Source organism: Exiguobacterium sp. s161 (assembly GCF_018619045.1).
Lineage (GTDB): Bacteria > Bacillota > Bacilli > Exiguobacteriales > Exiguobacteriaceae > Exiguobacterium_A > Exiguobacterium_A indicum.
On the sequence record NZ_JACSNH010000001.1, the window covers coordinates 274,494 to 292,711 of the forward strand.

Below are 18,218 nucleotides of genomic sequence, written 5' to 3' on the forward strand. Positions count from 1 at the left end.
AGGGAATAGGATCAGATAGTGAGACGTGCGAGGATTTCTGTTAAATTCGTCGTCGGGCGTTCACAAGTAAAATCATGACAGAGATACGCCGTTGGCTCTTCTGGTTCTGGATAATCCGCGAGCAAAGAGACGTGCGGCAAAAGGTCACGCTTCGTACCAATTAACAAGGCGACTTCCGGCAAGCGCATCTGTTGCAGTTGATCGATTTCGACCGGGATGTCTACGTTTTCTGGAATCAAGATAATCAATTCCTTCGGTTCCATCTGCCGGTAGGTGAAGGTACTGACAAGTGAGGCGAATCCGGTCGGTTGTTGCTCGACTTCTTCGATTAAAGCTGCGAGCGCCCGTTCGGCACTTTCCTGATAAACGAGACGACCAGTCAGACGACTGAGCGTGAAGAAGGCGTTTAAGGCAATACTATTTCCAGCAGGTGTGACGCCATCATACAGATCGAGTGGACGAACGAGTAGCTCATCGGAGCGTGACGACGTCAGATAAAAATAACCATCTGCTGTTTGAAACTGGTCCTGCAGCACATCTGCGAATGCTAAAGCTTCCTTTAGATGAAGCGCCCGTCGTGTTGATTGGAATAGTTCAAGATGTGCATCGATCAAATATGCATAGTCATCGAGGAATCCGTGACCGGTCGCTTGTCCGTCTCGGTAATGAACAGCAAGTTGATTCTCCGTGCGGACGAATCGCTCGAGTGATGTCATCGCACGCGTGGCGACACGTGTATAATGCGGTTCACCAAAGACACGACCGGCTTTAGCGAACGTCGAGATCATCATCGCGTTCCACGATGTCAGGCGCTTATCATCACAAAATGGTCGCGGGCGTTCACTTCGCGCACGAAGAAGAATTTGTCGCTCGCGTTCGAGTTGCGCTGCTGTCTCAGCAGGTGACAAGTGGATTTCACGTGCGAACATCTCGAGTGTTTGTCCTGTCCGGTAAAAGACATTCCTTCCTTCGAAGTTCCCGGACTGGGAGGCATGGTAAAAGCGCGGGAACAGCGCGTCTGGTCCGAGTAAGTCGGTCAGTTCAGAAGCCGTGAACGTATAATAATGTCCTTCGCCTCCTTCACTATCCGCATCCAAGGCGGCGTAGAAGGTGCCGTCCGGTGCAGACAACTCACGCTCTACGAACGTCAGTACTTCTTCCGCGTAACGTCGGAAGCGTATTTGTCCGGTCACTTGGTACGTCTCGATACATAGGGTTGCAAACCAAGCATTGTCGTACAGCATCTTCTCGAAATGAGGAATCTGCCACTCGGCATCGACCGTATAGCGGAACAGACCGTAGCCGACTTGATCCGTCATCCCGCCGTCACGCATCGCAATCAGTGACCGCATGACCATATGGAGCGCTGTTTCGTCTTCCGCGAATTGATAATAATCAAGCAAGAAACGAAGCAGGGCTGGCGACGGAAACTTCGGTGCCTCGCCGAATCCACCGTGTTGACGGTCAAATTGGCGCATCGCTTGATCAAAGGTCTCGTGAATGATGGATTCATTCCAAGTATGGGTAGACGTCGTAGGCTGCAATACGTCGCGAAGCGTTTGCGACATGTTCTGACCGACTTGTGCGATTTTTTCTGGTGAACGGCGGAATTGCTCGCTGAGCTGAAGCGTCACCTGACGAAAACTCGGGCGGTTGAACTGAGGCGTCTTCGGAAAATACGTGCCGATGTAAAATGGTTGCTGGTCCGCTGTCATGAAGACGCTCAGTGGCCAGCCACCTTGTCCGTTCATGACTTGAGCCGCCGTCATGTAGACATGGTCGATGTCAGGACGTTCTTCCCGGTCGACCTTGATTGCGATGTAGCGTTCGTTCAAGAGTCGTGCCGTTTCTTCATCTTCGAAGCTCTCATGAGACAGCACATGGCACCAATGGCACGTCGAATAACCAATCGATAAAAAGATCGGCTTGCCGCTTTCTCGAGCGGCAGTGAAGGCGTCTTCGCCCCACGGGTACCAATCGACAGGCTGGTGAGCATGTTGCAATAGGTAGGGACTCGTTTCATGGATAAGTCGATTCGACATGATGGATTTCCCTCGTTTCTTCTATAATAATAAGTCCTCTTCACGATACTCGGCTTTTACGGCAGGTGCAACTCCAATTCTGAGACAGGAGAAAACGATTTTTAAAAAGAAAGATTGACTTTATAAAAGAAAGTGTGATAGATTAATATAAGTCATGAATCGGGGATGATCACTCATGTGAGAATCTTCAATCCATATCATACAATTAAATCGACAGGTCAGGATTTTTAGACCGCTACTGACAAATGAGTCAGACATAAGTCATCGCTTTTATTTTGTCCTTCTTCATACTACGAGGAGAAGTTGACCCAGCAAGATAAACCTTCCAATCGATACTTTTCCGCTCATTCCCGAGCTATTTCTAAAAATCCCAGTATCATGCGTCCGTTGCAGACGCATCACGATTCTTGCTAAAATGCTTGATTCAGCTGGCGCGGCCAAGGAGCCGTAACAACGAAAGAGAGGTAGGGCTTTCGTCGTTTCAGGTGTTTTGATCACCTGTAATCCTCGATTCTCATGACAACCAAAAACAACGACACGCTGATGAGGCGTTTTTTTTGTGCCTTTTTTCGGGTAATGCTGAAAGAAGGGGGTGACGACATGCCATGGAATGAGAACGACTATCCGGAGTCATTCAAGAACTTTGATCCGCCGCTTCGAAAGAAAGCGATCGAAATCGCGAACGCGTTATTAAAAGACGGCTATGAAGAGGGACGCGCCATTCCGATCGCGACATCGCAAGCTGAAAAATGGTACGAAAGTCACAAAGACGAACAATAAAAAGTTGTAAGCGATACCATTTCTTTCATTTACGAAGGATGGTATCTTTTTTTACGAAAAATATACACTATTGAGAATATAATCTGATATTATGAAGAAGTGTCAGAAAATTCAATAGGGGGTCTCATCATGAAATACGGCAGTACGTTTGGAAAGTGGGCATTGGCCGGAGTATTAACAGCAGGAATCCTTCCACAAGCGGGTCTTGTCGGGGCAGAAGGCGAAGGCGTCATCTTGTCTGAATACATAGAAGGAACAAGTAATAACAAGGCAATTGAGCTATATAATGGGTCGGGGCAAATCATTGATTTAGCAGACTATACACTCGTTCAATATACGAACGGTGGACCGTCAGAAGCGAAAATCACACTATCGGGGAAAGTGGATCCAGGGAAGACGTTCGTCATCGCGAATTCGAGTGCGAATGCGGACATCAAAGCAAAAGCACAATTGACGACGGGATCATTGAACTTTAACGGAAATGATCCCATCGCACTGAAAAAGGGTGATGTTGTTCTTGATATCATCGGACCACTTGGTTCATCAACGGATTTCGCAAAAGATACGACACTCGTCCGGAATGCCGGCGTCACGTCTGGTGCTAAAACGTACGAACCATCACAGTGGACGAGCTTCCCGGTCGATACACTGACGAATCTCGGCAGTCATCAGACAGAAGCGGGCGACGTTCTTGCAGCACCTACAGCTTCTCCAGTCGGTGAAGTTGAACGTGGAGATCAAGTGACATTATCAGGTGAAGGAACGATTCATTATACGGTCGATGGCACGACACCAACTGTCGACAGTCCGGTGTACACGTCACCGATTACAATCAACGATGAAGTGACGATTCAAGCAGTTGCCGTCAAGGACGGTAAAACGTCAGCGGTTTCGACATTCAAGTACTATATCGCACCACCAATCACGAAAATCAGCAACATCCAAGGTATTGCGCATACGTCGCCTTATGCAGAACAGCTCGTCCGGACGACAGGTGTCGTCACGTACGTCGTCGATGCGAACAACTTCTACATGCAAGATCCGAATCCGGATAACGACAGCCGGACATCGGAAGGGATTCTCGTCTATGCGAAAAACCATGGTGCTGCTGTTGGACAACAGATCGCGACGACAGGATATGTCAAAGAGTGGTTACTTGGCGGATACAGCGATAAAGCAGATACAGACCTTGCTGTCACGGAAATCAGTACGGTCAATCTCGTGAAGGGTGCGCTTAATGAAGGCTTACCAGCAAGTATCGTTCTTGGTGATAAAGGGGTCTTGATTCCGACGCAAGTCGTCGACAATGATTCCTTCGCGCAGTTTGATCCAAAAGAAGATGCGATCGATTTATACGAAAGCTTAGAAGGTATGCGTGTCGCTTTACCGAACGCAATCGTCACAGGGCCGCAAGCAAACCGAACAATCCCAGTTCGGACACAAACAGACGCAAACAAGGTCTACACAAAACGTGGCACACCAATCCTGACGAAGGATAATGTCAACCCAGAACGTCTATTTGTCGAGATGGGCAGCTCGTCGTACCGTGCGAAAGCTGGTGATACATTCGATGGAACAATCGAAGGCGTCATGAGCTATAACTATTCGGCTTATAAAGTACTCGCCAAAGCAGCGGACCTTCCGAAACTCGTCACGAGCGAAGTGGAGCGTCAACCGACGAACATCAAGACGGGGGAATCACGCTTGACGGTTGCTTCGTACAACGTCGAGAATTTCGCCTCAACGGCAGACGCTGGAAAAATCGATCGTGTCTCAGAAGGCATCGCGACATTCCTGAAGACGCCGGACATCGTCGGTTTGACAGAGATGCAGGATAATGATGGTGCGACGGATAGCGGAACAGTCGACGCATCAAAATCATTCGAGACATTGATTGCAGCAATCGAAGCAAAAACAGGTGTCCGCTATGCCTATACGGACATCGCGCCTGAAGATAAGAAAGACGGTGGACAGCCGGGTGGAAACATCCGTGTCGGATTCCTTTACAACCCGGCGCGTGTATCGCTCGCACCAGGTGAAAAAGGTGGTGCAACGGAAGCTGTTGCGGTGGAGAACGGCAAGCTGACGAAAAACCCGGGTCGCATCCAGCCGACGGATCCGAACTTCGCCAGTTCTCGAAAACCACTCGTCGCGGAATTCCTCTTCAACGGTGATTCGTATCACGTCATCGTCAACCACTTCAACTCAAAAGGTGGCGACGGAGCTGACTTCGGTAAGAACCAACCGGTCGTACGTAAGAGTGAAGTCCAGCGTCATGCGATCGCGAACATCGTCCAAGATTTCGTCTCTGAATTGAAAACGGAAGTCAAAGACTCGAACGTCGTCGTTCTCGGTGACTTGAACGACTTCCAGTTCTCAGAAACGCTAAATATCCTGAAAGGGAAAAACCTCTGGAATACAGTCGATGATCTTCCAGAATCCGAGCGATACTCTTACGTCTATAACGGAAATGCTCAAGTGCTCGATCACATCTTGATCTCAAACAACTTAAAACGTTATACGTCTTCTGATATCGTCAACATCAACTCGGAGTATATGGAAGCAGACGGTAGCGCGAGTGACCACGATCCGGCGATCATCTCGATTCAAGGTGCAGAGACAGCCGTTCCGGTCAAAGGCATCGCAGAAATCGGAAAATGGCGTGCCGTTCAAAAAGGAAAACATATCTTCCTCGAATGGAAATTAGGTCGTCATTGGTTAAAAGCGAGCGGAACAACTGGAGAGCAACAAGGTGAGTTGCTCGCACTGCGTGTATCGCAAGATCGACCATATATTCAAGTGAAGACGAAAAAAGGAAAAACGATTTGGTTAGAACGTTCTCATTTCTATCGTTTGAAAGAAACAACGAAATATCAATGATGAAAAGCGGACTTAACGGTCCGCTTTTTTGCGTGACGAGAAAAAGAGAGAAAGAAAAGAAAGTGTGCTAATCGAAAGTGTCGAGATTAACGCGACAGGAAGAGGGATGACGCGGAACATATACGTGAAGTGTACCATGATCAAAAATAGGATAATGGCGAGACCAGGAATGAATTGTTTGCAAAGCAACATACCAGAACCAGGAACGAGTAACTCAAAACCGAGTCGTTGATTCAATCGTACATCTTCGTGTGCATTCGCTAAACTGAATGAAACCGTCAACACGACGAGAATCATCCATCCAGAAAATAAATATTGCTGAATCGGTAAAAAGGCGATGGACTCATAAATGAAATACAGTAAAACCATAGGTCAACTCCTTCATTTCATTATGTTATTTGGAAAAGCATTGAAAGTTTGGCTTACGAATTCTAATGATACCGAGTAAGAATTCCGAGAGCAATCAAAAATCTCGAATGATGAAATAAAAGAATGTTCACACATTTTAAGAAAAGGGAAAGATGGTTTAGTATATGTACTAAATACTTTTAAGAATCCTCTTAACGAAAGCATTTTAATAATATGAGAACGTTCTCATAAAACGTGTCTAATTTGTGAACGGAAAATGTGATTTAGACAATTAAGAGCCAATGACTGTTCGAAAGAATCATTTTCTTTTAAAATAAAGGTAATGATTAAAGGAGGCGAAACGAAGATATGAAAAAATGGTTGATCGTCGGAGTAGCAGCAGTAGCTTTTTTCGGCTACGAGAACATTCCAATGGAACAGGCAGAAGCCGATTATCCGAAAAGTGGCGGCAAGCTGATTGATCGATATAGCAGTGAATATCCAGGTTACGACTGGGAAGTCAGGCGGACGTCCAGCGAAGAATTCGTATCGTTGACGAAGGACGGTAAGGAATACGGAAAGTACCGATTTAAAAATGGTATAACAACGCAAGGGGCAGTCTTGAACAAGGATACGGAATCATCGCTGAAGAAAAAAGGATGGACCGCAGTGAAGTCCTACCGTAAAGGCAACACGAACTACATGTTGAACCTGGATCATGCAGCCGTCTATGAGAAGAAGGGGAATTACGTCACCTATTTCTTCGACCAACATGATGGGAATAAGGTGAAAGCGACACTGTCGATTCCGAAAGACGTCGAAGCGAAGAAAAAGGGTTTCTATGGTACGGCTTCGAATGCGTTACGAACGACGGATGAGAAGCTGATGCTACGATTGATGAACTGGGAACGGGCTGACTACAAGTTAAATCCGTTGGCTCCGTATACGGCACTGAAGCCAGTGACACGCGGTCATAGCGAAAATATGGCGAAGAATAATTTCTTCGCACATACGGATCCGCAAGGGCGTGATCCTTTCGACCGGATGAAGCGTGAAGGAATCAGGTTCAGCTATGCTGGTGAAAATCTATCAATGGGCTATCCGAATGTCTTTGCATCACATTGGGGCTTAATGAATTCAAAAGGGCACCGAGAAAATATTTTGAAAAAAGAATACAAACAAGCTGACATCGGTGTGGCTTTCCGGAGTAACGCGCCATACTTCACGATTAATTTCCGAACACCTTAAAATAGAAAAATGGAGGACGATATTTCACGATGTCGTCCTCTTTTTCATGAAGCGATGTGTTTTACACTAAAGGCAGGAGGTGGGGATGTTGGAAATCCGTCGATTGAATCCAGAAGATGCAGTACTCTATAAAGCGTTGCGATTAGAAGCCTTACGAAACCATCCTGAGGCATTTGGCTCTGATTATGAATCAGAAAAAGATCGATCCGTCGAACGGTACGCAACTCGTCTTGAAAGCGAACAGTCGATGACGTTTGGTGCGTTTCATGAAAATGAACTCGTCGGTGTCGTCACTATCGTCTGCTCCGAGCCGTTCAAGATGCGACATCGAGCGAATGTATTTGCGATGTACGTCACGCCACGCGCCCGAAAACAACAGGTCGGACGACGCCTTGTAGAAGAGGCATTACGTACATTAAAGCAGCATCCTGTAATTGAGCAAGTCCATCTCTCGATCGTCCGGACGAACGAAGCTGCTAAAGCGTTGTATCGGTCGCTTGGTTTTGAATCATACGCGATTGAACCACGGGCGCTGAAAATCGATGATACCTATCATGATGAAGAACTGATGTGGTATCGGTTCTAACACCAAACGACCGGAATTCAAAGAGATGATCTCTCCTTGAATTCCGGTCGTTTTTTACATCAGTTTGCCCATTCAGGCTTGCTGAAGCCTTTGAATGATTTTTCGATAACTTCATTGAAGGCGTCCGATTCGACGGCTGCTTTTAAGTCTTTTGCGACTTGTTTGTCCGCATCTTTCGTTTGGACAGCGACGAGGTTCCGGTATTGTTCGTCCATCGTCTCAAGTGCTAACGCATCAAGTAAGTCGAATTTCGCAGCAAGTGCGAAGTTCCCTGGAACGGCTGAGATATCGACACTTTCGACAGCGCGTGGCAGTTGAGCCGCTTCGAGTGGTTTGATGACGAGTTTCTTCGGATTCTTGACGATATCTTTTTCTGAAACGGTCAGAGGATCAGCATCCGGCTTGAGTTCAATCCAGCCTTGTTCCGCAAGCAAGTTCAGTGCCCGTGCTTGGTTCGTCGGATCATTCGGCGTCGCGACTTCAGCACCTGTCTTGACGTCGTCAAGTGTCTTCGCTGTCTTGCTGTATAGTCCCATCGGTGCTGTCGGAACCGTGATCAGTCCTTTTAAGTCGAGATTCTTTTCTTTAGAAAACGTCTTGAGATAGATCGAGTGTTGGAACAAGTTGGCGTCGATATTGCCGCTACCGAGGGCGATGTTCGGTTGAATGTAATCGCTGAACTCGACGATTTCGACTTTGTAGCCTTTCTTTTCGAGTTGTGGCTGGATCGCTTGTTTGACCATGTCGCTATACGGACCGCTCGTCGCCCCGATCTTGATCGTCTTGTCTTTTTCATCAGCGCTGCTGTCTCCACATCCTGCGAGGACTCCTGCACCGAGTAAGGCTGTTGCTAAAAAGGCATATCGTTTTTTCATGATTGCACTCTCCCTTTGCATGTATGATTAGCGTTTATCTGTTTTTCGCGCCAGTTGATTGCCAAGTGCTTGAATACTTTGAACGATGACGATGAGCACGACGATCGTCACGATCATGATGAGATTATCGTAGCGATAGTAACCGAAACGGATCGCGAGGTCACCAACACCACCGCCGCCGACGATACCAGCCATCGCTGAGAAGCCGATCAAGCTGATCGTCGTTAATGTGATGCCCTGAATGATGCCAGGGAGTGCTTCCGGTAAGAGGACACTGACGATGATCCGCAAGGGTTTCGCCCCACATGCTTCTGCTGCTTCAATCAAACCAGGCGGAATCTCGCGGAGTGATGTTTCGACAAGGCGTGCGAGAAACGGAATCGCTGCGACACTAAGGCTGACAGATGCTGCCGTCGGACCGATTGTATTGTCGAGTAAGAACTTCGTCAACGGAATGAGGGCAACCAGCAAGATGATGAACGGTAGCGACCGGACGATGTTGACGACGAAGTCAAGAACACGGCGGACGGCAAGGTTTTGAAAAAATAATCCGCGGTCGGTGACGAACAAGAGAATTCCGAGCGGAATCCCGACGACCAATGCGAAAGCAAGTGAAATTCCGACCATCCATGCTGTCTCGCCGAGTGCCTTCAAGAGTTCAGGTAACATCGTTTGAATACGATCAAGCCACATCCTGAATCACCTCGAGTGCATGAAGTTCCGTCGCGAGCCAGTCGAGGGCAGGAGCGATTTGATCGGATGATCCCGTCAAGCTGACAATGAGGACACCGAAGGCGACGTCTTGAATATAGTCGACCTTGCCGTGCAAGATACTGACTGAGATATCGTAACGGCGGATCGCTTCTGATAACGTACTCTCACCGGTCTTCTCGCCCGTGAACTGCAAGCGGATGATCTTGCCTGGGGTTGCCTGTAAGATGCGTTCCGGCAATTCGATTTGTAGTGCCGTATCGACGTAATGTTGCGTCACCGGATGCTTAGCTTGACTGAACAAGTCATAGGTTGAGGCGACTTCAACGACTTCACCTTGTGACATGACCGCGACACGATGGCAAATCTGTTTGACGACATCAATCTCATGCGTGATGAGGACGATCGTCAACCCGAGTCGTTCATTCAAATCCTTCAGCAGTTCAAGGATCTGTAGTGTCGTAACGGGGTCAAGAGCGGATGTCGCTTCATCACATAACAAGACGGTCGGATTGTTTGCGAGTGCCCGGGCAATCCCGACGCGCTGTTTCTGCCCACCGCTTAATTGACTCGGGAAGTTCGTCTCAAATCCTTCAAGTCCGACGAGCGAGACGAGTTCGCGAATCCGCTCCGGGAAATCTGCTCGTTTGACGCCAGCGGCCTTGAGCGCAAAAGCGATGTTATCCGCGACGTTGCGCGACTGGATCAATTGGAAATGCTGAAAGATCATTCCTGTCCGCAAGCGAAGTTGACGCAAATCTGCTTTTGACATCCCGCCGAGCGAGACACCGTCGACCTTGACGGTTCCTTGTGTCGGATGCTCGAGCCCGTTGATTAGGCGAAGCAACGTACTTTTACCGGCACCAGACTCGCCAATGATTCCGAAGATTTCTCCTTTTTGAATCGTCAAATCGACATCCCGTAATGCAAAAATCGGGGTCCGATCTCGAACGAACCGTTTTGTAATATGTTTGAATTCAATCATCCGCTCATCTCCTCATACAAAAAAAGTCGCTTTTTCCTAGTAGCGGAGCAACCAGAAAAAAGCGACGAAAGTGTAAGATTTCGTAACTTATCTCTCAGAATGAAAATCATTCTGTAGGATGTGGCACCGTTCCTTACAGGTGGTTGCCGGACGTCGTTGGGCCTAATCCCTCGGTCGCTCTCGATAAGTAGTTATGCTGTTGGGACTTACTTTAACGGAAATGATTCCCATCTGTCAAATGTTTTTTCAGAATTATTCCGCAACAGGTGTCCGGAACAGGTTGAGCGTTCCGATTCGATCGACGGCTTCTTCTAGACGTTCAACGTCAGCAATCAAGCTGATCCGGACGTAGCCTTCACCGTATTCGCCGAAGAAGGATCCAGGGGTCACAGCGACATGTGCTTCGTCAAGTAGATGATCGGTGAAGCTTTGGGACGTATAACCTTCCGGAACAGGAAGCCAGACGAAGAAGGAACCGCCCGGTCGTGGTCCACTCCAACCGATCGCATCGAGTTTTGCGAACAACGCATCGCGTCGTGTTTCATACAAGCGACTTAACTCACGGACGCACGTCTGGTCACTCGTGAGGGCGACGGTCGCCGCATGCTGAATCGGTGTGAAGGCACTGACGTAGAGATGTTCTTGGTACGTTTCGATGCTTGAGATGACGGACGGATTTCCGATGGCAAAGGCAATCCGGAAGCCGGACATGTTGAAGCGTTTCGAGAGTGAGAACAATTCGATCCCGACGTCTTTTGCACCTTCCGTCTGCAAGAAACTTCGCGTCGGACCATCGAAACTGATACCGCCGTATGCTAAGTCATGAACGACACAGATATCATGGGCATCGGCGAAAGCGACTGTCTGTTCGAAGGCTTCTGCCGTCGCGGTCGCACCCGTCGGATTACTCGGGTAGTTGAGGAACAACATCCGGGCACGCTCAACGTCCGTCGTATCAAGTAAGTCATAATCCGGCAAGAAATCATTTTTCTCGAGCAACGGAAGCGTAATCGGGTAAGCGCCAGCAAGTGCTGCACCAGACAGGTAATCCGGGTATCCTGGATCCGGGACGATGACACCTTCTCCAGGGTTGACGATCGTCTGCGGTAAGGCGACGATTCCGGCTTTACTGCCGAGGAGAATCGCGACTTCCGTTGCCGGATCGATCGTGACACCGAATTCAGTCGCGTAAAAGTTTGCGACAGCTTGTTTTAGAAAATCATGTCCACGAAATGGTGGATATTGAAGGTTCGTTGGCTCGTCGATAGCTTGTTTTAAGGCATCGAGAATATGTACAGGCGTCGTTTGGTCGGGTGTTCCTTGACCAAGTGTGATGACATCATGTCCGGCAGCTTTTACAGCACCGATTCGGTTCGCAAGTTCAGCGAAGACGGGAGCAGGAAGCCGATCAATGGCGATGGATGGAGCGAAATGTTTCATGGATGAATGCCTCCTTCGTGGTATTGTCGTCAAGGATAACGAATATTCAGTCAAAAGAAAAGAACTTTTTCGAAATTTAAAAAAATTGTCGGATAAACAGGTACAGATAAGTGGAGCGGGAATAAAGAGTAGGGAGAGGAGTGGGAAGATGAAGCGAGCTAACTGGAAAGAGGCAGTCGTCTATCAAGTCTACTGGCGTAGCTTTAAAGATTCGAACGGGGATGGGATCGGTGATTTAAGAGGTGTCATCGAGAAGCTTGATTACATCGCTTCACTTGGTGTCGATGTCGTGTGGCTGAATCCATGTTATCGTTCCCCGGACGTCGATAACGGCTATGATATTGCCGATTATTACGAGATCATGAAAAAAGCGGGAACGATGGGAGATCTCCAGGAGTTGATCACGGCTGCTCATGCCCGTGGATTAAAGATCATTCTCGATTTAGTCGTGAACCATACGAGTGACCAGCATGCCTGGTTCCGTCAGTCATGTGAGCGGATCAACGATAAGGATGACTGGTACATCTGGAAAGACGGCACGAAAGAGACGCCTCCGAACAACTGGCGCTCGTACTTTGCGCCAAGTCCGTGGACGTGGAGTGAAGAGCGCGGGCAGTATTATTTTCATTCCTTCGCCAAAGAACAACCGGACTTGAACTGGGAGCACCCAGCTGTGAGGCAAGCAATCTACGATATGATGAACTGGTGGATTGCTCAAGGGATCGACGGCTTCCGGATGGATGTCATCAACTTGATCAAAAAACGGTCGTTCGAGGATGTCGCCAATCCGTTTGATCTCTCGTACCTTGGGAATCAGCCAGGTGTGCATGACTTCTTGCAGGAGATGCATGCGAATGTTCTCGCTGGTAAAGACTTGTTTACAGTTGGTGAGATTCCGTTCGTCGGTCCAGAAGATGGACTGTTATATGTCAGTGACGAACGAAAAGAACTCCGGACACTGTTTCACTTCGAAATCGCGGACGACATGGAAGCGATGGATCTCTTACGATTCAAGGAGATTCAAAAACGCTGGTACGACGTCTTATACCCATTAGGTGTCAATTCACAGTTCCTCAACAACCATGATCATACACGACAAGTGACGCGCTTCGGCAGTGAACGATACCGGGTTGAGAGTGCGAAACTACTCGGTTTGATGTTGCATACGTTACCGGGCATTCCATACGTGTATCAAGGAGAAGAGATCGGGATGACGGGGATTCGCTTCTCGGATCCGTCGCTTTATCAGGACGTCGCCTTTCGAAATCGATACGCGGAGCGCGTCGCTGGCGGAGAGGACCCAGAGGTCGTGCTCTCATCGATGCAGTTACTTGCGCGCGATAATTCCCGTACACCGATGCAGTGGGACGATACACATGCAGCTGGCTTTACGAGTGGTAAACCATGGTTAGCGGTCAATCCGAATTATACGGACATCAATGTCGCGCAAGCAGAAGCCGATCCATCGTCCGTGCTTGCTTTTTACAAGTCGCTGATTCAGATGCGAAAGGATCATCCGATTATGGTCTACGGTACATACCGAGACTTAGCGCTTCATGATCCGTATCTCTATATCTATGAGCGGGAATTAGAGGGAGAAGTCTGGCGGATCGTCCTCAACGTACATGATGAACCGATGCAGACCGCCCTCATTTTACCGCATGAAAAATTGCTCGTATCAAACTATCCGGATAGCCCGGATATCTTGCGTCCCTACGAAGCACGCGTCTATCGTTATGCTGTTACAGAACAGACGTGAGTCGTCTGTTGAAAAGAAAAACATCCGCGGACATGTCAGGAACACGTTCGCGGATGTTTTTTCATATGCGTACATTACTTGAAAGGTGATGTTTTTTTCGTCTGTAAGACGTGAGAGAATCGATCGACGGCTTGGCGCATCTCATAACTCGGTCCGAGAAAGAGCGGACCATGTCCGACAGCGAGTATATCCGGAGACAGTTCCGTCAGTTGATCAGCCGAGCGAAGGGCGACGTCCGGATCCCATGTTGCGAGTGCAGGGAACGGGAATTGCCAGCGGACGTCACCGGAGACGGCGAGTCCTCCTTGCGTCTGAAAAGCATCTCCGGCGATCAACGTCCGGCTTCCTTCATGCCAAAGTGAGATCGAACCAGGTGTATGACCGGGTGAGGCGATGACACTGAGACTTCCGACTTGTTGACCACTCTCGAGCAAGCGATCCGGACGTGTTTTGATGTTTTTCGGAATACCACCTTTTAAAGGTGTCGTTTCGCCTTCGCGTAGCGTCTCGTCCCCACTGAGCAATGCAGCATCGCGATAACTGATACAGACTTGAGCGAGAGGAAAGGCGTTCGCAAGGAAATCAAGCGAACCGACATGATCGGCATGCGCATGAGTCAGGATGATTGCACCAAGCGGTTTCTCTTGCTTTCGAATATAGTGATAGAGCGCCTTTGCGTTGATCCCGAGGCCGGCATCAATCAATGTCAAACTGTCTGCTTCTTCAAACAGGTAGCAGTTGACCGGGAAAAAGGATGGGGTCGTCTGCAGTTGGTGTAAACGTTCGATTGTCGTGACACGCATCGGCTTCACTCCTTCAAAAAAATGAATAGTCTTCTTCTTTAGTATCGTCTGTTTTTTTAGATGCGTCTAGACGCATTATGTGGAAAAAGAGGCATCACCTGTAAAAAGATGATCCCTCTTCTATGAATCATTCAAATGTCACAGCGAAGACGGCACCGGCATGTGGTGCATCATCTCCGTCGGCAGCCGTCGTGACGAGCAATCGATCTTCATAGAAAATCGGGCACGTCGGATTCGAAACAGGGAAGTCGACATGATCGAGTTTTTCACCAGTCGCAAGATTCCAACGGGTGATGCATGATCCAGCATAATGCGCGATCCAAGCATGACCTTCCGCGTCCTTCGTCATACCATCCGGGAACCCTTCTTCTTCTTCAAGGTCAACGGCGACACGTTTATTGGAAAGTGGTGCGTCCGGAGCGTAGTCAAAGGCATAGACTTTTTTTGTCGGTGTATCGATGTGATAGAGCGTCTTGCCATCTTCTGACCAGACGAGTCCATTCGAGTTCGTCAAGTCTTCGTGCAAGACATCGATGGAACCGTCATGACGCAGACGGAACAATCCAGCAGTCTTACCGTCTTCTTCATTAATGCTACCAGCGACATATTGTCCAGTCGGATCGAGCTTTCCGTCATTCATTCGGTCAGAATCGGGCAGTGACAGTTGATGCTCAAGAGACAGATGACCTTCCTTGAGATCAAACGTCCCAAATCCGTGTTCAGCCGTGACACGTAATAAGTCTGGAGCGTCCGTCAAGGCAATTGATGTGATGGCGCTTGGTAACGTGTACGGCTTGAGTGCTTCTGTGGCAAGGTCATATGAAAAAAGAAGTTGATTCGGAATGTCGACAAAATAAAAGCGTTTTGTTTTCGCATCGTAGACAGGAGATTCACCTGTCTTACACGCGACATCAATAAATACAGATACACTCATGAAAAGGCCTCCTACATCATGTATGAATAGATTCATATGTTGATTGCAACATATGTGGCTTAAAAGGAATCAGTTAACTACTTTCTATACCTGTTATGAATAAAAATAAACCTCTCCTAAATTAATTATGTCATTTATTTACTAAAAAAGGCATAATATATAACGGAGGTGTGTTATGTTCAAGAAAATTTGTATTTTATTAACAACTTTTTGTCTTTTTCAATCTGTCTCTACCACTCAGGCAGAAACGATTTCAAAAGGTGTGACCTATACGACAAAATCAGAAACACTTTCGGGTACACCACAGTTATTTCGACATATAACGGTTCAGCCCGATACCGGTAACTACTGGATGACGACGAAAGGACGAGATCGTGTATTAGCAACAGAATCTTTACCTTCTCAAGTTAGTCGCGTGACAGCGAGCGGGGGGCGTGTCGTAACAGCGATCAATGCCGATATGTATCGAGTAGCTTCGGGGTTACCGATTGGACTTCAAATTCAGCAAAATCAAGTACTGGTTAGTCATAGTGTAAAAGATTCTGCGACAAAATTCCCATCATTCATGATCAACGGACAAGGGAAACCAGAGATCGGGTCGTTCGGTATCATCGGATCTGCGACGACTAATACGAAGCGGGTAACGATCCACTCAGTTAACCGTAACGAGAACTTAGCGAATCGAATCGGTATCTTTAGTTCAGCTCATCATGCTTCAAAAATGCTGAAGCTAATTGAGCCGTCAGAAGCGATGAAAAAAGAAATTGCTATCGTCTATTTAAAAGGAACCGCGACATCGGCGTTTACACTCGGGAAGAACTATCAATGGACCGTTGAATCGGTAGATACGACATTCCGTAAAGAAATTCGCTTACCCGATGCTGGAGTTGTCCTCGTCGGTCTCGGAAAACAAAAAGCGGCACTACTCGCACTTGTGAAAGCAGCAGAAGAAAAATCAAATGGTCTGTTATCAACACAATTAAATCTAGTTCAATTATCGAATCTTCAAATGCGTAACGATATTCAAGAAGCTGTATCCGGATATAACTGGTTGATTCAAAATGGAGTTGGATATAGTTTAGACAGCCTAGCATTGAACCATGACCGCTTTTTGATGCTCGCTCGTAAGGCGCGGACACTTATCGGTACAACGTCAAACGGGACAGTTCAAATCATTACGGTGGACCAAGCTCGTCTTGATTCAAAAGGGATTACGATGCTTGAGGCAGTGGAGCAAATGAAGCGTTTAGGTGTAACGTCGGCCCTCGCATTTGATGGTGGGGGATCGACAGAGATAATGGTCAGACGCGCTGGAGAGTTTTTACCTAAAACAGCGAATGTACCGGCAGATGGAAGAAGTCGCTCTATTACGAACGGTTTAATATTAGCCACTCATTATGTTCCATCGAATGTAGCGACGACGATTTTATTGACTGCCCCTAAAGAATTATATGTAGGTGAAAAAGGTGGATTTGGATTAAAGCTGACGGATGCAAATGGACAGCCTGTAGATGCAACGAAGAAATCGATTATTTGGAAAGGGACAGGTGTCAAAGGCTTACAAGTCACGGCACCGCTGACTCCTGGAAAATGGACAGGTACGATGCAAGTTGATCGTGCTAAACGAACCGTATCGATTCCAGTCACGAATCGCTTGACCGGTCTTACAGTCAATGGAGGGCGTCCGATCTTGTTGAAAGTAGGACAACGCCTCGCGATTTCATCAGAAGGATGGCTAAACGGACGACGTGTCGTAATCCCTGCTTCGCAACTCAATTACCAGGTTGCAAACGGAGCGACCGCATCGATTACAAAAGGGAATATTCTTGCAAAGAAAATCGGGAAGACAGAACTAACTGTCTCATCTGGAGGGAAGACGGTTCGACTACCGGTCACCGTCTCTGCTATGAAAAAAGAGGAAGTCATCGATTCCTTCGAACAGGGAGTCTACGAAGCGAAATCTCCTTATGTTTCGAGTTATGCTGTCCGTCTCAGTTCCTTACAGAAATCCAGTGGCAAACAATCGCTTGAAATGACATATGATTATTCAGGATGGAAGAAACAAAACGGAGCCATGTACATTAAAAAAGCATCCTGGATCATTCCTTCTCCTGCTCGTGGATTGACGATGGATGTGTATGGAGATGGACGCGCGCCTTGGCTTCGCTCAGAAGTCAAAGATGCTGCAGGAAATCGACATGTCGTGGATTTCGTCAAGAAGGTAGATTGGAAAGGATTTAAAACGGTACAAGCGACACTCGATCCGACGTGGCCAACACCTCTTAAAATCGAATCGTTGTATTTTGTTGAAACGGATACATCGAAAAAAGGAACAACCATTAAGAGTAAGGTGTACTTGGATCAACTCAAAGTTTTATACTAAACCTAAAAAAACAGGGAATCGGATTTCAATGAAATCTTGACCCTGTTTTTTTTATCAGATAAAAATTACTCTGACGGATTGTCTATAGTAATTAGCGACTTTTGACAAGAAGATTTACAGCTTCCTTCACAAGCTCTTCTGTCTGACCGTCACCATTTTGTTCGGCGTCTTTTACGCACTCAATTAAATTGGAACTTACGACGACACCAATCGTACGATCAATCGCGGAGCGAGCAGCGGAAAGTTGAGTAATGACATCTCGACAGTCTTGCCCTTCTTCCATCATACGAAGGATACCACGTAATTGCCCTTCGATTCGGCTGACGCGATTTTTCATTTTGCGATCATAATCCATATATGTTCCTCCGTTTCATAGTAGAACTAACGTCTGAGTAATACCTTTATGCTATGCCCATAACGGTATTACTGTCAATTCTATCGAAT

At 47.5% G+C, this 18,218-nt stretch carries 15 protein-coding genes and 1 riboswitch; of the genes, 6 read left to right on the forward strand and 9 right to left on the reverse strand.

The genetic code is table 11. The features are described 5' to 3' along the window. Positions 1–11: 11 nt before the first annotated feature. The gene (locus tag KNQ14_RS01260) at positions 12–2,042 is read right to left on the reverse strand and encodes a thioredoxin domain-containing protein (protein WP_217448918.1); all 2,031 of its coding nucleotides are present in this window, start codon (positions 2,040–2,042) and stop codon (positions 12–14) included. Between the two features lie 600 nt (positions 2,043–2,642). On the opposite strand from KNQ14_RS01260, the gene KNQ14_RS01265 reads away from it, so the two are divergent. Together KNQ14_RS01265 and KNQ14_RS01270 are read left to right on the forward strand one after the other, a co-directional pair. Continuing rightward, on the forward strand, positions 2,643–2,822 hold the full coding sequence (locus KNQ14_RS01265; protein ID WP_035396111.1) for a DUF2188 domain-containing protein: 180 nt from the start codon (positions 2,643–2,645) through the stop codon (positions 2,820–2,822). 129 nt (positions 2,823–2,951) lie between these two features. Then, positions 2,952–5,702: a chitobiase/beta-hexosaminidase C-terminal domain-containing protein gene (locus KNQ14_RS01270; RefSeq protein ID WP_214859347.1), complete on the forward strand. Its 2,751-nt coding sequence runs from the start codon at positions 2,952–2,954 to the stop codon at positions 5,700–5,702. Positions 5,703–5,714: 12 nt separating this feature from the next. On the opposite strand, the gene KNQ14_RS01275 is transcribed toward KNQ14_RS01270, so the two are convergent. Continuing rightward, on the reverse strand, positions 5,715–6,071 hold the full coding sequence (locus KNQ14_RS01275; protein ID WP_023469370.1) for a hypothetical protein: 357 nt from the start codon (positions 6,069–6,071) through the stop codon (positions 5,715–5,717). Between the two features lie 348 nt (positions 6,072–6,419). Here KNQ14_RS01275 and KNQ14_RS01280 point away from each other — a divergent pair, with 348 nt between their 5' ends. Then, the gene (locus KNQ14_RS01280; RefSeq protein ID WP_023469369.1) at positions 6,420–7,298 is read left to right on the forward strand and encodes a CAP domain-containing protein; all 879 of its coding nucleotides are present in this window, start codon (positions 6,420–6,422) and stop codon (positions 7,296–7,298) included. 85 nt (positions 7,299–7,383) lie between these two features. Then, complete coding sequence (locus tag KNQ14_RS01285; RefSeq protein ID WP_251138256.1) at positions 7,384–7,884, forward strand: GNAT family N-acetyltransferase; 501 nt, start codon at positions 7,384–7,386, stop codon at positions 7,882–7,884. Positions 7,885–7,943: 59 nt separating this feature from the next. Here KNQ14_RS01285 and KNQ14_RS01290 read toward each other — a convergent pair whose 3' ends face one another. The 4 genes from KNQ14_RS01290 to KNQ14_RS01305 form a co-directional block, all read right to left on the reverse strand. Next, on the reverse strand, positions 7,944–8,759 hold the full coding sequence (locus tag KNQ14_RS01290) for a MetQ/NlpA family ABC transporter substrate-binding protein (protein ID WP_214859349.1): 816 nt from the start codon (positions 8,757–8,759) through the stop codon (positions 7,944–7,946). Positions 8,760–8,786: 27 nt separating this feature from the next. Beyond that, positions 8,787–9,452 (reverse strand): methionine ABC transporter permease, encoded by a 666-nt coding sequence (locus KNQ14_RS01295; protein ID WP_023469366.1) that lies wholly within the window; start codon positions 9,450–9,452, stop codon positions 8,787–8,789. Next, positions 9,442–10,455, reverse strand: coding sequence for a methionine ABC transporter ATP-binding protein (locus KNQ14_RS01300; RefSeq protein ID WP_058712982.1), 1,014 nt, complete (start codon positions 10,453–10,455; stop codon positions 9,442–9,444). The genes KNQ14_RS01295 and KNQ14_RS01300 overlap by 11 nt, the downstream gene beginning before the upstream one ends. Positions 10,456–10,539: 84 nt before the next feature. Further along, positions 10,540–10,645: riboswitch (SAM riboswitch) on the reverse strand. Positions 10,646–10,707: 62 nt separating this feature from the next. Continuing rightward, complete coding sequence (locus KNQ14_RS01305) at positions 10,708–11,895, reverse strand: aminotransferase class I/II-fold pyridoxal phosphate-dependent enzyme (protein ID WP_058264623.1); 1,188 nt, start codon at positions 11,893–11,895, stop codon at positions 10,708–10,710. A 148-nt stretch (positions 11,896–12,043) separates the two neighbouring features. Between KNQ14_RS01305 and KNQ14_RS01310 the strand changes: the two genes are divergently transcribed. Further along, positions 12,044–13,654 (forward strand): glycoside hydrolase family 13 protein, encoded by a 1,611-nt coding sequence (locus tag KNQ14_RS01310; protein WP_214859351.1) that lies wholly within the window; start codon positions 12,044–12,046, stop codon positions 13,652–13,654. Positions 13,655–13,728: 74 nt separating this feature from the next. Here KNQ14_RS01310 and KNQ14_RS01315 read toward each other — a convergent pair whose 3' ends face one another. Together KNQ14_RS01315 and KNQ14_RS01320 are read right to left on the reverse strand one after the other, a co-directional pair. Beyond that, positions 13,729–14,457 carry an MBL fold metallo-hydrolase gene (locus tag KNQ14_RS01315; RefSeq protein ID WP_023469362.1) on the reverse strand — a complete coding sequence of 243 codons (729 nt, stop codon included), beginning with the start codon at positions 14,455–14,457 and terminating at the stop codon, positions 13,729–13,731. A 127-nt stretch (positions 14,458–14,584) separates the two neighbouring features. Continuing rightward, on the reverse strand, positions 14,585–15,391 hold the full coding sequence (locus tag KNQ14_RS01320; protein ID WP_023469361.1) for an SMP-30/gluconolactonase/LRE family protein: 807 nt from the start codon (positions 15,389–15,391) through the stop codon (positions 14,585–14,587). A 175-nt stretch (positions 15,392–15,566) separates the two neighbouring features. Between KNQ14_RS01320 and KNQ14_RS01325 the strand changes: the two genes are divergently transcribed. Continuing rightward, complete coding sequence (locus KNQ14_RS01325) at positions 15,567–17,774, forward strand: phosphodiester glycosidase family protein (protein WP_214859352.1); 2,208 nt, start codon at positions 15,567–15,569, stop codon at positions 17,772–17,774. A 91-nt stretch (positions 17,775–17,865) separates the two neighbouring features. On the opposite strand, the gene KNQ14_RS01330 is transcribed toward KNQ14_RS01325, so the two are convergent. Beyond that, positions 17,866–18,129: a metal-sensitive transcriptional regulator gene (locus KNQ14_RS01330; RefSeq protein ID WP_023469359.1), complete on the reverse strand. Its 264-nt coding sequence runs from the start codon at positions 18,127–18,129 to the stop codon at positions 17,866–17,868. Positions 18,130–18,218: the final 89 nt, after the last annotated feature.

Coding starts and splice junctions, on each gene's coding strand:
- KNQ14_RS01260 (WP_217448918.1), bottom strand. CDS start 2,042: ATGTCGAATCGACTTATCCATGAAACGAGTCCCTACCTATTGCAACAT.
- KNQ14_RS01265 (WP_035396111.1), top strand. CDS start 2,643: ATGCCATGGAATGAGAACGACTATCCGGAGTCATTCAAGAACTTTGAT.
- KNQ14_RS01270 (WP_214859347.1), top strand. CDS start 2,952: ATGAAATACGGCAGTACGTTTGGAAAGTGGGCATTGGCCGGAGTATTA.
- KNQ14_RS01275 (WP_023469370.1), bottom strand. CDS start 6,071: ATGGTTTTACTGTATTTCATTTATGAGTCCATCGCCTTTTTACCGATT.
- KNQ14_RS01280 (WP_023469369.1), top strand. CDS start 6,420: ATGAAAAAATGGTTGATCGTCGGAGTAGCAGCAGTAGCTTTTTTCGGC.
- KNQ14_RS01285 (WP_251138256.1), top strand. CDS start 7,384: ATGTTGGAAATCCGTCGATTGAATCCAGAAGATGCAGTACTCTATAAA.
- KNQ14_RS01290 (WP_214859349.1), bottom strand. CDS start 8,759: ATGAAAAAACGATATGCCTTTTTAGCAACAGCCTTACTCGGTGCAGGA.
- KNQ14_RS01295 (WP_023469366.1), bottom strand. CDS start 9,452: ATGTGGCTTGATCGTATTCAAACGATGTTACCTGAACTCTTGAAGGCA.
- KNQ14_RS01300 (WP_058712982.1), bottom strand. CDS start 10,455: ATGATTGAATTCAAACATATTACAAAACGGTTCGTTCGAGATCGGACC.
- KNQ14_RS01305 (WP_058264623.1), bottom strand. CDS start 11,895: ATGAAACATTTCGCTCCATCCATCGCCATTGATCGGCTTCCTGCTCCC.
- KNQ14_RS01310 (WP_214859351.1), top strand. CDS start 12,044: ATGAAGCGAGCTAACTGGAAAGAGGCAGTCGTCTATCAAGTCTACTGG.
- KNQ14_RS01315 (WP_023469362.1), bottom strand. CDS start 14,457: ATGCGTGTCACGACAATCGAACGTTTACACCAACTGCAGACGACCCCA.
- KNQ14_RS01320 (WP_023469361.1), bottom strand. CDS start 15,391: ATGAGTGTATCTGTATTTATTGATGTCGCGTGTAAGACAGGTGAATCT.
- KNQ14_RS01325 (WP_214859352.1), top strand. CDS start 15,567: ATGTTCAAGAAAATTTGTATTTTATTAACAACTTTTTGTCTTTTTCAA.
- KNQ14_RS01330 (WP_023469359.1), bottom strand. CDS start 18,129: ATGGATTATGATCGCAAAATGAAAAATCGCGTCAGCCGAATCGAAGGG.